At 52.3% G+C, this 13,092-nt stretch carries 15 protein-coding genes and 1 pseudogene; 12 read left to right on the top strand and 4 right to left on the bottom strand.

The annotated features are described in order from the left end of the window. Positions 1–30 precede the first annotated feature (30 nt). Positions 31–777 (top strand): L-fucose operon activator, encoded by a 747-nt coding sequence (fucR, locus tag ABLU67_RS14025; protein WP_025108485.1) that lies wholly within the window; start codon positions 31–33, stop codon positions 775–777. On the opposite strand, the gene aaeR is transcribed toward fucR, so the two are convergent. Beyond that, positions 774–1,703, bottom strand: coding sequence for an HTH-type transcriptional activator AaeR (gene aaeR, locus ABLU67_RS14020; protein ID WP_004854659.1), 930 nt, complete (start codon positions 1,701–1,703; stop codon positions 774–776). The genes fucR and aaeR overlap by 4 nt on opposite strands. Positions 1,704–1,834: 131 nt before the next feature. Between aaeR and aaeX the strand changes: the two genes are divergently transcribed. From aaeX to ABLU67_RS14000, 4 genes are all read left to right on the top strand, one after another. Further along, positions 1,835–2,038: a p-hydroxybenzoic acid efflux pump operon protein AaeX gene (gene aaeX, locus ABLU67_RS14015; protein ID WP_002918640.1), complete on the top strand. Its 204-nt coding sequence runs from the start codon at positions 1,835–1,837 to the stop codon at positions 2,036–2,038. Positions 2,039–2,045: 7 nt separating this feature from the next. Then, positions 2,046–2,978, top strand: coding sequence for a p-hydroxybenzoic acid efflux pump subunit AaeA (gene aaeA / locus ABLU67_RS14010; protein ID WP_348852343.1), 933 nt, complete (start codon positions 2,046–2,048; stop codon positions 2,976–2,978). Positions 2,979–2,983: 5 nt separating this feature from the next. Further along, a complete protein-coding gene (gene aaeB / locus ABLU67_RS14005; RefSeq protein WP_014227012.1) occupies positions 2,984–4,951 on the top strand; it encodes a p-hydroxybenzoic acid efflux pump subunit AaeB in 1,968 nt (655 codons plus the stop codon). Positions 4,952–5,090: 139 nt separating this feature from the next. Continuing rightward, on the top strand, positions 5,091–5,366 hold the full coding sequence (locus tag ABLU67_RS14000) for a barstar family protein (protein WP_004854654.1): 276 nt from the start codon (positions 5,091–5,093) through the stop codon (positions 5,364–5,366). Positions 5,367–5,416: 50 nt separating this feature from the next. Here ABLU67_RS14000 and yhcN-B read toward each other — a convergent pair whose 3' ends face one another. From yhcN-B to argR, 3 genes are all read right to left on the bottom strand, one after another. Next, positions 5,417–5,683, bottom strand: a complete 267-nt coding sequence (gene yhcN-B, locus ABLU67_RS13995) for a DUF1471 family stress response protein YhcN-B (RefSeq protein ID WP_004106229.1) — start codon at positions 5,681–5,683, stop codon at positions 5,417–5,419. A 102-nt stretch (positions 5,684–5,785) separates the two neighbouring features. Next, positions 5,786–6,049 carry a peroxide/acid stress response protein YhcN gene (gene yhcN / locus ABLU67_RS13990; protein WP_004106226.1) on the bottom strand — a complete coding sequence of 88 codons (264 nt, stop codon included), beginning with the start codon at positions 6,047–6,049 and terminating at the stop codon, positions 5,786–5,788. A 354-nt stretch (positions 6,050–6,403) separates the two neighbouring features. After that, a complete protein-coding gene (argR, locus tag ABLU67_RS13985) occupies positions 6,404–6,874 on the bottom strand; it encodes a transcriptional regulator ArgR (RefSeq protein ID WP_004106225.1) in 471 nt (156 codons plus the stop codon). 413 nt (positions 6,875–7,287) lie between these two features. On the opposite strand from argR, the gene mdh reads away from it, so the two are divergent. The 7 genes and pseudogenes from mdh to ABLU67_RS13950 all read left to right on the top strand — a co-directional run. Then, positions 7,288–8,226: a malate dehydrogenase gene (mdh, locus tag ABLU67_RS13980; RefSeq protein ID WP_049084496.1), complete on the top strand. Its 939-nt coding sequence runs from the start codon at positions 7,288–7,290 to the stop codon at positions 8,224–8,226. Between the two features lie 131 nt (positions 8,227–8,357). Then, positions 8,358–9,002 (top strand): GntR family transcriptional regulator, encoded by a 645-nt coding sequence (locus ABLU67_RS13975; protein ID WP_048263770.1) that lies wholly within the window; start codon positions 8,358–8,360, stop codon positions 9,000–9,002. Next, positions 8,974–9,639 carry a GntR family transcriptional regulator gene (locus ABLU67_RS13970; RefSeq protein ID WP_014227009.1) on the top strand — a complete coding sequence of 222 codons (666 nt, stop codon included), beginning with the start codon at positions 8,974–8,976 and terminating at the stop codon, positions 9,637–9,639. The genes ABLU67_RS13975 and ABLU67_RS13970 overlap by 29 nt, the downstream gene beginning before the upstream one ends. A 210-nt stretch (positions 9,640–9,849) precedes the next feature. Continuing rightward, positions 9,850–11,118, top strand: a complete 1,269-nt coding sequence (locus ABLU67_RS13965) for an SLC13 family permease (protein WP_049084495.1) — start codon at positions 9,850–9,852, stop codon at positions 11,116–11,118. Positions 11,119–11,150: 32 nt separating this feature from the next. Continuing rightward, positions 11,151–12,050, top strand: coding sequence for a L(+)-tartrate dehydratase subunit alpha (gene ttdA, locus ABLU67_RS13960; protein ID WP_014227007.1), 900 nt, complete (start codon positions 11,151–11,153; stop codon positions 12,048–12,050). Then, entirely contained in the window at positions 12,050–12,667 is a 618-nt protein-coding gene (gene ttdB, locus ABLU67_RS13955) for a L(+)-tartrate dehydratase subunit beta (protein ID WP_014227006.1), read from the top strand. The genes ttdA and ttdB overlap by 1 nt, the downstream gene beginning before the upstream one ends. 346 nt (positions 12,668–13,013) lie before the next feature. Next, positions 13,014–13,092, top strand: a pseudogene (locus ABLU67_RS13950) (oxaloacetate decarboxylase subunit gamma); the annotation flags it as partial.

Here is a 13,092-nt window from a genome sequence, read left to right as displayed (position 1 = left end):
GAAAGCGCAAATCACCTCCGCGGAGTCGCGATGAAAGCCGCGCGTCAGCAGCAGATAGTCGAACTACTCAACCAGCATCACACCTTAACCACCGAAGCGTTGTCCCATCTGCTGCAGGTCAGTATCGAGACCATTCGTCGCGATTTGAGCGAGCTGCAGAAGCAGGGGCGTCTTCAGCGTAGCCACGGGCAGGCGCGCGTTCTCCAGCGTAACAATCACAACGGCGAGAAGCCTTTTCATAGCCGCGTGAAAAGCCATTATGCCCATAAATCTGATATCGCGCGTACGGCGCTGGCGTGGATTGATGAAGGAATGACGATCGCCCTGGATGCCAGCTCAACCTGCTGGTTTCTGGCGCGTCAGCTACCGAATATGACCCTGACGGTGTTTACCAATAGCCATCCGGTCTGCGTAGAGCTGGGCCGCCGTGAGCGGATCCAGCTGATCAGCGCCGGGGGGCAGCTCCTGCGTCAGTATGGTTATTACGTTAATCCGGCGCTGTTCTCTCAGGTCAAATCGCTGGAGATCGATCTGTTTATTTTTTCCTGCGAGGGGATCGATAACGATGGCGTACTCTGGGATTCCAGCGCCAATAATGCCGCCTACAAATCGCTGCTTCTGAAACGGGCGGCACAGTCGCTATTATTAATCGACAAAAGCAAATTTGATCGTTCCGGCGAGGTGCGTATCGGCAATCTCCGCGACGTAACGCAGATTATTTCCGATGCCGGGCCCGATAATCTGTTCTTACCCTCTGTGGCGGGCTCGGGCCGCTAGCGGGCAATCCCCCGGCCGTGCATCCCCTGGTAAATCTTCGCCACCCCGACGAAATACTCAGTCAGGTAATTAATGCATACCTGTACCTTCAGCGGCAGCTTATCTTTCTCGGTATACAGCGCGTATACCGGTCGCGGATCGGACTGGTAGCTCGGCAGCAGGATCTCCAGTTCGCCGCGGTTGATCTCTTCGATCGCCCACATCAGCGGAACGTAAGCCACGCCGACGCCTGCCGTCAGCCAGCGCACCAGCGTCATCGGATCGTTGGTGACGAATCTGCCCTGAGGGATCAGCTTGGTTGAAATCCCTTCCGGAGCGATGATTTCAAATTCGTTATCCGGCCGGACGCTGTATTCCAGCCACGAGTGGCTGGCGAGATCCGCCGGTTTTTCCGGACATCCGGCGTGCTGAAGGTAGCTTTTTGCCGCGCAGAGCACCATCGGCATGGAGCCCAGGCGGCGGGAAAAGAGGCTGGAATCCTGCAGCGCTCCCACGCGAATAACCACATCCAGGCCGTCCGCAATCAGGTCCGGCGCGGGAATGCCTGTGACCAGATTGATTGAGAGACCCGGGTGCTCTTTGAGCATATCGGCGGTTATGCGAGCCAGGACATTCTGTGCCATAGTTGAAGAACAGCCGATGCGCAGCGTACCGATGGGCGTATTGTTAAACGCGTACAGCTGCTCATGGACATCCTGGACTTCGAACAGCATTCGCCGACAGCCTTGATAGTATATTTTTCCCGCTTCTGTTAAGCCAAGGCTGCGCGTACTGCGGTTGAGTAGCTTAACCTGCAGTTCATCTTCCAGTTTGGCTACCGTCTGGCTGATGGAAGAAACGCTCATCTGGAGCTGGCGGGCCGCGGCGGTGAATGAACCTAATTCGACCACTCTGGCAAAAACGGACATGCGTTTTAATCGTTCCATTATTCACTCTGGCTTAAAAGTGATTTAGATCACACATTATAGATAAGACCGCAATTGTTACGTTACTATATAGTTAGCTTAATAATAAACGCATCGCGCATATCACCTGTACGCTTCTTATCAAGGTCATCATGAGTCTGTTTCCTGTCATTGTGATTTTCGGCTTGTCGTTTCCGCCGATCTTCTTTGAATTGCTATTGTCGCTAGCCATCTTCTGGCTGGTGCACCGCCTGCTGGTTCCAACGGGCATCTATGATTTTGTCTGGCACCCGGCACTGTTTAATACCGCGCTATATTGCTGCCTGTTTTATCTGATATCACGTTTGTTCGTTTGAGGTTGATGTGAAAACACTAACAAGAAATATCCTCCGTACCGCAATCACTGTGATACTGGTTATCCTTGCATTTATGGCGATTTTTCGCGCATGGGTGTATTACACCGCCTCGCCCTGGACGCGCGATGCGCGTTTTAGTGCGGATATTGTGGCCATCGCTCCCGATGTCTCCGGCCTGATTTCGCAGGTGAATATCAAGGATAACCAACTGGTTAAGAAAGACCAGGTTTTGTTCGTCATTGACCAGCCGCGTTACCAGAAGGCGTTAGCCGAGGCTGAAGCCGATGTCTCCTACTATCAGACTCTGGCGCAGGAGAAACGCGTCGAAGCCGGCCGTCGTAACCGCCTTGGCGTCCAGGCCATGTCCCGGGAAGAGATAGACCAGGCGAATAACGTTCTGCAAACCGTTGAGCATCAATTAGCCAAAGCGACGGCAAGTCGCGACCTGGCGAAGCTTGACCTTGAACGTACGGTGATTCGCGCCCCGGCCGACGGCTGGGTGACCAACCTGAACGTTTACCGCGGCGAGTTTATCACCCGAGGCTCCACCGCGGTTGCGCTGGTGAAGCAGAATACCTTCTACGTTATGGCCTATCTTGAAGAGACCAAGCTTGAGGGCGTGCGCCCCGGTTTTTGTGCTGAAATTACCCCGCTGGGAAGCGTACACACCCTCAGGGGCACCGTCGACAGCATTGCTGCAGGCGTCACCAATGCCAGCAGCAGCAGCGATTCAAAAGGGCTAGCCTCTATTGATTCTAACCTTGAATGGGTACGTCTGGCACAGCGGGTGCCGGTACGTATTCGCCTCGATCAACAGCAGGGCAATCTCTGGCCTGCGGGTACCACCGCGACGGTGGTGATTACAGGTAAAGAGGATCGCGATACTCGCCAGGCAAACTTCTTCCAGAAACTGGCGATGCGCCTGCGTGAGTTCGGTTAATCGCCATGGGGATCTTCACCATCGAACTCCGGCATCTCCGCTTCGCCGTTAAGTTAGCCTGCGCGGTGGTGCTGGCGTTATTCGTCGGTTTTCATTTTCAGCTGGAAACGCCGCGCTGGGCGGTGCTTACCGCCGCCATCGTTGCTGCCGGCCCGGCGTTTGCCGCAGGCGGGGAGCCTTACTCCGGGGCGATCCGCTATCGCGGGATGCTGCGTATCGCCGGCACCTTTATCGGCTGTATCGCCGCGCTGGCGATCATCATCCTGATGATCCGCGCCCCGCTGCTGATGGTGCTGGTATGCTGCCTGTGGGCCGGATTCTGCACCTGGATCTCCTCGCTGGTGCGGGTTGAGAACTCCTATGCCTGGGGCCTGGCGGGCTATACCGCGCTTATCATTATTATCACTATTCATGAAGAGCCGATGCTGGCGCCGCAGTTCGCCGTTGAGCGATGCAGTGAGATTGTCATCGGTATCGTCAGCGCCATTGTGGCCGACCTGCTGTTTTCTCCGCGTTCGATTAAAAAAGAGATCGACCTTGAACTGGATAATCTGCTGATCGATCACTATCGCCTGATGCAGCTTTGCGTGGCGCATGGTGATAAAGATGACGTCGATAAGGCCTGGAGCGCGCTGGTGCGTCGTACCAACGGGCTGGAAGGGATGCGCGGCAACTTGATCATGGAGTCCTCGCGCTGGGCAAAAGTGAATCAGCGGCTGAAGGCGATCAATACCCTCTCTCTGACCTTAATTACTCAGGCCTGTGAAACCTATTTGATTCAGAATACACGCCCTGAGATGGTGACGGATGATTACCGCGAGCTGTTTGCTGAACCGGTCGAGACCGTGCAGGACGTGCACCGCCAGCTAAAGCGGATGCGCCGCTTCTTGACCTGGAAGGGAGAGCACAATACGCCGGTAACAATCTACAGCTGGGTAGGCGCTGCGACGCGCTATCTGCTTTTGAAGCGGGGCGTGGTCGGCAATACCAAAATCAGCCGTATTGAAGAAGAAGTGCTGCAAGGCGAAGTGGTGGTGAAGGCGGAATCCGCCGAGCGGCACCATGCGATGGTCAACTTTTGGCGTACGTCTATCTCCTGTATCCTCGGTACGCTGTTCTGGCTGTGGACCGGCTGGACTTCAGGAAGCGGGGCGATGGTCATGATTGCGGTTGTCACGGCCTTAGCGATGCGTTTACCTAATCCGCGGATGGTAGCTATCGATTTCCTCTACGGCACGCTGGCGGCGTTACCGCTGGGGGCGCTGTTTTTCCTCGTGATTATGCCCGCGACGCAGCAAAGTATGCTGCTGCTGTGTATCAGCCTGGCGGTGATGGCCTTTTTTATCGGCATCGAGGTACAAAAGCGGCGGCTCGGTTCGCTGGGGGCGCTGGCCAGCACCATTAATATTCTGGTGCTCGACAATCCGATGAAGTTTGAATTCAACCAGTTTCTTGATAGTGCCCTGGGCCAGATCGTCGGATGCTTCCTTGCGCTGATGGTGATCCTGCTGGTGCGTGATAATTCGCAGGCCCGCACCGGCCGCGTGCTGCTCAACCAGTTTGTCTCGGCGGCGGTATCATCGCTGACCACCAATATGGCGCGACGTAAAGAGAACCACTTGCCGGCCCTGTATCGTCAGCTCTTTTTGTTGCTGAATAAATTCCCTGGCGATATCGCCCGCTTTCGTCTGGCGCTGACCCTGATTATCGCGCATCAGCGTCTGCGCGATGCGCCGGTACCGATAAATGACGATCTGTCGGCCTTTCACCGGCAGCTGCGACGTACCGCGGATCGCGTCATTTCAGCCAGTAGTGATGATAAGCGCCGCTACTATTTTGCCCGCTTGCTTGATGAACTGGATATCTACCAGCAAAAATTACAGCACTGGGAAGCCTCTCCGCAGGTGACCGAGCCGGTACGAAGGCTGGTGGAGATGCTGCATAAGTACCAGCATGTGTTAACCAACAGCTAACCGCCAGAACCGACGCCGAAGCGTCGGTTTTTTTATCGCTATACTTAACGCTCAGAGTATGAATTCCTCCGTCAGAGTGGAACTACACGCCGGGATGACCGGGCTATGAAAAGTTGCAGGTGTGGACGGGATGCGGGCAATGACTACCTATACCTTTGATTTTGATGAAATAGCTGAGCAGCAGGATTTTTATCGTGAGTTTTCTCGTACCTTTGCTTTAGCGCGTGAGAAAGTGAATAACCTGGATTCTCTGTGGGAAGCCGTGACCGCCGGGCTGTTACCCTTACCGCTGGAGATTGAGTTTATTCATTTAAGCGATAATCAGCGCCGGCGTTTCGGCGCGTTAATTCTGCTCTTTGATGAGGCGGAAGAGGAGCTGGAAGGGGAGCTGCGTTTTAATGTGCGGCAGTCATAAAAAAGCCCCCGACGGAGCGGGGGCAAGTCGTCGGATAAGACGACGAGGGTTTATTTGTACAGCTCAGCCGTAGCGTGCCAGTTATCGCCGGTACGGGCTTCAATAATACGGTAGCTGCTGGCGCCTTCTTTCTCAGCTTTAGCCGCCAGTTCCTGACGCATATCCATCGGCGCGCTGCCTACCTGAGAAACGGAAACGGTGCCCATGGACTGCAGATTTTGCGCCTGTTCGGCGTTCACTTGATTAACGGCGGCGTTTGCGCCGAAAGAGAGAACGGAAGCCAGACCCAGGGATGCGATGATAATTGCGCTTTTCATAATTTTTTCTCCAACCTTCATATTTGCAGCGGCGGGAGGCTTAATGAACCTGGGGCCGCTGGAGAGATTCTGTTTCAGTTAATGACCGACAATCGTTAAATCTTATTTATAAAGTTCAGCCGTTGCGTGCCAGTGGTCACCGGTACGTGCTTCAATAATGCGGTATGAAGAAGCACCTTCTTCTTGTGCTTTTTTGTTCAGCATTTCGTGCATATCCATCGGGGAAGAACTTACCGCGCCGACGGAAACGGTGCCGATTGCCTGACGGCCTTGAGCCTGTTCGCTGTTGATAGAGTCAGCGGCGAAGGCGCCGAAAGACAGAACGGAAAGGATGCTTAATGCTGCTACAGTGGTTTTGATTTTCATGATGTTCACCTCGTCGAATCTTTTTGTTGGGGGTCTTTGTTTCGTGACCCTCATCACAAAATCAAGTATACACTAATCACTGAAAATATTAATACCTTGCTAATTGTTTTTCATGTAAATAATTACAAAGAAATGTCTTTTTTATAACATATAAGAATTAGAAATGTCTTTTCTTCGCCATGCTTGGTCATTATGGCTAATAAAATCATAAGGATAGGTGAATTTGATCTTTTGTGCGCTTAAGCCGGTTTCATCACGTAAATGAATGTATAGAAGCGGAAAAACACACAAAATGTTAAAGAAATGATAATTTTTTGAAGGGATACCCTCCGGCGCTAACCAGAGGGAAGGGCATCAGAGTTCCTGCTCAAACAGGACGAGAATGGCGTCATGCAGCTCTTTAACGGTAAAACCTCTGGCCGGGGTGGTAAAGATAGTGTCATCACCCGCAATGCTGCCGAGAATCCCTTCGGCTTTGCCAAGGGAGTCCAGAAGCCGGGCGATCAGCTGCGCTGCGCCTGGGCTGGTATGAATAACCACGACCGAATCGTTATAATCGATATCCAGCACCAGGTTTTTTAGCGGGCTGGAGGTCGTCGGGACGCCAAGCTCGGCGGGCAGGCAGTAAACCATTTCCATTTTGGCGTTACGCGTGCGTACGGCGCCAAACTTGGTGAGCATACGTGAGACTTTCGATTGGTTGATATTATCGAAGCCTTCCTCTTGCAGGGCCTGAACGATTTCACCTTGAGAGCTGAATTTCTCTTCTTTAAGCAGCGCTTTAAACGCTTTAACCAGTTCTTCTTGTTTTGCCGAACTACGCATAAGTCACCCAATTATGGTGGTAAAAACAACATCATTATGCATAAACATGCATTTTTATGCAAATAATCCGCAGGGGAGAAGCGTAAATAATGTTATGAAGGGCGCATATTTTAGCAAAAAACCCTAATAAGGAACATGCTTTCGTCACGGCGCGCAAATTGCCACAAAAGTAAATGAAATGTTATTAAATGATGTTGTTCTGCTCAATGTGCTGGGTGTATTGTAACCAACAGTCGATCCGGTACTACGCTTTGCTGGATGGTCAGTCTCAGGGAGGAAAATGCGAAGCTGCTGCATCGCTGCGCACGACCACGCATTCTTCAGCCATAATTATTGTAATTGTTCATCTTGTGAATTAAGGTCCAGGCGACGGAGTAACGAAAGACTATTTTAACCATAATAAGGAGTTTAGGATGAAAGTTGCAGTCCTCGGCGCCGCTGGTGGAATTGGCCAGGCGCTTGCCCTACTACTTAAGACCCAACTGCCTTCAGGTTCAGAACTCTCGTTGTACGACATTGCTCCGGTAACCCCGGGCGTGGCGGTTGATCTAAGCCATATCCCTACCGATGTAAAAATCAAAGGTTTTTCCGGCGAAGACGCCACCCCTGCGCTGGAAGGCGCTGATGTGGTGCTGATATCCGCGGGCGTAGCGCGTAAGCCCGGCATGGATCGCTCCGATTTATTCAATGTTAATGCCGGTATTGTGAAAAATCTGGTACAGCAAATCGCCAAAACCTGTCCGCAGGCCTGCGTCGGGGTGATTACCAACCCGGTGAACACCACCGTGGCGATTGCCGCAGAAGTGCTGAAAAAAGCCGGTGTTTACGATAAGAACAAGCTCTTTGGCGTCACAACGCTGGATATTATCCGCTCGAATACCTTTGTTGCCGAACTGAAAGGCAAATCTTCATCAGATGTTGAGGTTCCGGTGATTGGCGGCCACTCAGGCGTGACTATCCTTCCTTTATTGTCACAAATTCCGGACGTCAGCTTCAGCGAGCTGGAAGTGGCCGATTTAACTAAGCGCATTCAAAACGCCGGTACTGAAGTTGTGGAAGCAAAAGCCGGTGGCGGTTCAGCAACGCTCTCGATGGGACAGGCCGCCGCGCGATTCGGTCTCTCCTTAGTTCGCGCCATGCAGGGAGAGAAAGGGGTAGTGGAATGCGCCTACGTTGAAGGTGATGGTCAATATGCCCGTTTCTTCTCACAGCCGCTGCTGTTAGGCAAAAATGGCGTAGAGCAGCGTCAGTCTATCGGCACGCTGAGCGCGTTTGAGCAGCAGGCGCTGGAGGGGATGCTGGATACGCTGAAGAAAGATATCGCCCTTGGCGAAGACTTTGTGAATAAATAACGTTTCATGAAAAGAAAAGCCGGAGCCTGGGTTCCGGCTTTTTTATGGCTTTCTCCCACCCCTGAATGACTCAACCTGCTGGTAAATCTGCTAAACTCCCCGCGTCTTGAGCGGTAATAAACGAGGACGTTGTGAAAAAAATCGAAAGAAAGCAGACCAGGGACCACATTACGCAAATGCTCCGTTACGAGATCCTTTCCGGTAGCATGAAACCGGGGGATGAACTCGCGCAGGAGAGTATTGCCGAACAGCTGGGGCTTTCTCGTATGCCGGTTCGGGAAGCGCTACAGGCCCTTGAGCAGGAAGGGTTTCTGGTGCGTTTGCCAAACCGCCATATGCAGGTCGCCAGGCTGGCGCCTGACCATGTCAGCCATATTTTCCGGGCCATTGCGGTGATGGCAACGGAGCTTTTTTCATTGGTACCCGCAGCGGCGGGCGAATCGCTGGCGGCCAGCGCGCGCGCGCTGGGGCATTCCGGTGAGCGAGCGCGAGAGCTGGCGTTCCACGAGACGCTCATTTCTTATATTGATAATCGCTATCTGGAAAAAATTTATCAGCAGTTTTTGGATGGTTATATCGGTTATGTCATTCTGTATCTGAAAGAGGATAATCAAGAGTCGGCGCAAATACTCAGCTCTCTGATGGAGGCTATTCGTCAGGGCGATCGCGCCGAGATCGCGCAGGAAACGCAGCGTTATTTCCTCTCTCTGGCAGAAATAATGCGTCAACACATGAAGGATTGGGAAAGTGCAGAAGCCTCGATTAGGGAAAATTAAGCTTCTTTCAGCGAAAGAGCAGGTCGCGGCAGTATTACGTAAAGCTATACTGTCGCGAGATTTAGTTGAAGGGCAAGAAATTACCCTTGAAGGGATCGCCACCATGGTCGGCGTGTCCAGTATGCCCGTGCGTGAAGCGTTTCAGATACTGGCTGCGGATGGGCTGATTAAAGTCCGGCCCAATAAAGGGGCGGTCGTGCTGGGAATTAACGAACAAACGATCCGCGAGCATTATGAGATTCGCGCGCTGCTGGAGAGTGAAGCAGTCGCTAAAGCGTGTCGTCCCGGGACGGACATTTCGCGCATTGCCGAAGTGCATTACTCTGCGGAAAAAGCGCTGGCGGAAAATAACTCAGCTGAATATTCAGACCTGAACCAGGCGTTTCATATGGAGATATGGAACGCGGCGGGAAATGGCAAAATGAAGCTGCTGCTCAGCAATATGTGGAACGGGCTTTCGATGGGGCATAAGGTCACTGAGGAAGAGTACGCGATCATTTCCATCCGCGAGCACAAGGGGATTTTACAGGCCCTGGAGCAGCATAATGAAGCGCTGGCGCGCCAGCGAATGCGCGAGCATATTATCCGTTCGATGGAGAACATGCTAACGCGCTACGTCGAAGAACCCTCCGCTTGATCGCATCGCCTGTAGGACCGCTGCAGGCGCCTTACTTATTCATTTCATAAATAAGTTTCGATAAGTGACTGCTTTCGCAAGATTTTGATAAAGATCTCAATCCTGAAGCTTTCGAAAAAAACGCGTTGACTTACTCTTTGTATGGGAATAATTTCCCTCCCGTCAATATTGGATACAACATCATATATCATTGATGGGATAACTATAAATATGGAACCGATTACCATTACCCTATGTTTGCTGGCGTTTGCTATCGCCATGTTCGTGTGGGAAAAAATCCCCCTCGCGGTCACATCTATGGTGGTTTGCGTCGCGCTGGTGCTTACCGGCGTGCTCAATCTCAAGCAGGCTTTCGCCGGCTTTATCGACACCAACGTTATTCTCTTCGTCGCCATGTTTATCGTCGGCGGGGCGCTATTTGAAACCGGGATGGCGAATAAGGTGGGGGGCGTGATTACGCGCTTCGCGAAAACGGAAAAACAGCTGATTTTTACCATTATGGTCGTGGTTGGCGTGATGTCCGGTTTTCTCTCCAATACCGGTACCGCAGCCGTACTGATCCCGGTCGTTATCGGCGTGGCGGCGAAATCAGGCTTTGCCCGTTCCCGGTTGCTGATGCCGCTGGTTTTTGCCGCCGCGCTCGGCGGTAACCTGTCGTTGATTGGCGCGCCGGGCAACCTGATTGCGCAGTCAGCTTTGCAGAATATTGGCAGCGGTTTTGGCTTTTTTGAATATGCCAAAGTCGGTTTACCGATGCTGATTTGCGGCGTTATTTACTTCCTGACCATCGGCTATAAATTCCTGCCCAATCACCCGAACAGCGGTGCAGTTGGCAGCATCGGTGAACAGCGCGATTACAGCCACGTTCCGCGCTGGAAGCAGATCCTCTCTTTGGTTGTTCTGATCGCCACGATCCTCGGCATGATTTTCGAAAAGCAGACCGGTGTGAGTCTGGCGGTAGCAGGCTGTATCGGCGCGCTGGTGCTGGTGGTTACCGGCGTACTTACAGAAAAGCAGGCCTATAAAGCCATTGATTCTCAGACCATTTTTATCTTCGGCGGCACGCTGGCGCTGGCGAAAGCGCTGGAAATGACCGGGGCGGGAAAACTGGTGGCGGATCACGTGATTGGCATGCTGGGGCAAAACTCTTCGCCGTTTATGCTGCTGGTGGTGGTCTTTGCGCTGTCCATCATTATGACTAACTTCATGTCCAACACCGCGACCGTCGCGCTGTTAGTACCGGTGAGCCTGTCGATTGCCGCGGGCATGGGCGCCGATCCTCGTGCGGTGCTAATGGCGACGGTCATCGGCAGTTCTTGCGCCTACGCTACGCCAATCGGTATGCCTGCCAACATGATGGTGCTGTCGGCAGGTGGCTATAAGTTTGTCGACTACGCCAAATCCGGCATCCCTCTGATTATCGTTTCCACCATTGTCAGCCTGATTCTGCTGCCAATCCTTTTCCCTTTTCATCCGTAATGAACGGAAGCTGTCCTGACTAAGGAGCCTGTATGAGCAAAAGTGAACAGATATCCCATATGACCAATGTGATGGCCAAATTTGTGGGGTATACCGGCAAAGTCTTACCTGATGACGTCACTGCAAAACTGGAAGATTTGCATAAGAAAGAGACCAGTAAACTGGCTGACGTCATCTTTACGACCATGATTGAGAACCAGCGTCTGGCAAAGGAGCTGGATCGCCCCTCCTGCCAGGATACCGGCGTGATTCAGTTTCTGGTGGAGTGCGGGGCGAACTTCCCGCTGATCGGCGAACTGGAAGCGCTGCTGCGTGAAGCGGTGATTAAAGCAACCGTGGATTCCCCGCTGCGCCACAACAGCGTTGAGACTTTTGATGAATACAATACCGGCAAAAACGTGGGTAAAGGCACGCCGACGGTGTTCTGGGAGATTGTCCCCAATTCTGACCAGTGCAGCATTTATACCTATATGGCTGGCGGCGGCTGTTCCCTGCCGGGGAAAGCGATGGTGCTGATGCCGGGCGCGGGTTATGAAGGCGTTACCCGCTTTGTTCTCGACGTGATGACCAGCTACGGTTTGAACGCGTGTCCGCCGCTGCTGGTCGGCGTGGGCGTGGCGACCTCCGTTGAAACGGCGGCGCTGCTGTCGAAAAAAGCGCTGATGCGCCCGATCGGTTCGCATAATGAAAATGAACGTGCGGCCTCGCTGGAAAAAATGCTGGAAGACGGTATTAACAAAATTGGCCTTGGGCCGCAGGGGATGTCCGGTAATACCTCCGTTATGGGCGTGAATATTGAAAACACCGCGCGTCATCCTTCCACCATTGGGGTGGCGGTGAACGTGGGCTGCTGGTCACACCGGAAAGGGCATATCGTTTTTGATAAAGACTTGAACTACACCATTATGTCTCACAGCGGAGTGAATTTCTGATGACGAAAAAAATCCTTACTACGCCAATTAAAGATGAAGATTTAGCCGATATTAAGGCTGGCGATATTATTTATCTCAATGGCCATATTGTTACCTGTCGTGATGTGGCGCACCGTCGCTTAATTGAAGGTGGCCGTGAATTACCCGTTGATGTTAGCGGCGGCGCTATTTTACACGCCGGGCCTATTGTCCGTCCGATTAAAGGCGAAGACGATAAGTTTGAAATGGTCTCCGTCGGACCAACGACCAGCATGCGCATGGAAAAATTCGAAAAAGAATTTATTGCAAAGACCGGCGTGAAATTAATTGTTGGTAAAGGCGGTATGGGCAAGGGCACTGAAGAGGGCTGCGCGGAGCATAAAGCGCTGCACTGCGTATTCCCGGCCGGCTGCGCGGTAGTGGCCGCGGTGTGCGTGGAAGAAATTGAAGATGCGCAGTGGCGCGATCTCGGTATGCCGGAAACGCTGTGGGTATGTCGGGTGAAAGAGTTTGGCCCGTTAATTGTTTCTATTGATACTCATGGTAATAACCTGTTTGAACAGAACAAAGTTATTTTCAATCAGCGTAAAGAGATAGTCGCTGATGAAATATGCCAGAACGTAAGCTTTATCAAATAATCTGGATGATATCATTCGCACGATAATGATGGCGTGATGTTTATGACGATAATAAACAGGGGCTCTGACCGGGCGGTCCAGGGAAATCCACCCTTATTATTTTCGTTATATACCCAAAAGATTTCGAGTTGCTTTGAGGCGGCAAGGGAGAGACAAATTCGTCTGGAACGAATTTGAACAGCCAAAGGCTGCCTCTGGTGAGGGACATGGATGTCCCTCATTACATCCCCGGGAGCTTACGCAAGTAAGTGACTGGGGGGAACGAAGCTGGCCAACAAAGAAGCAATTTGAAAGATGACGGGGATAAATAACATCATTATCGTGCCTCCTGCCCGAAGGCTATTTTATGACTGATGCAGCACTGCTATTAGGTGAAGGCTTCACCCTGATGTTTCTCGGCATGGGGTTCGTGCTGGCGTTTCTGT

It is taken from the genome of Klebsiella sp. GN_Kp190, from assembly GCF_040061795.1.
GTDB lineage: Bacteria > Pseudomonadota > Gammaproteobacteria > Enterobacterales > Enterobacteriaceae > Klebsiella > Klebsiella michiganensis.
The sequence above is the reverse complement of the archived record's forward strand: the minus strand, read 5'-3'. Positions and strand labels throughout refer to the sequence as shown.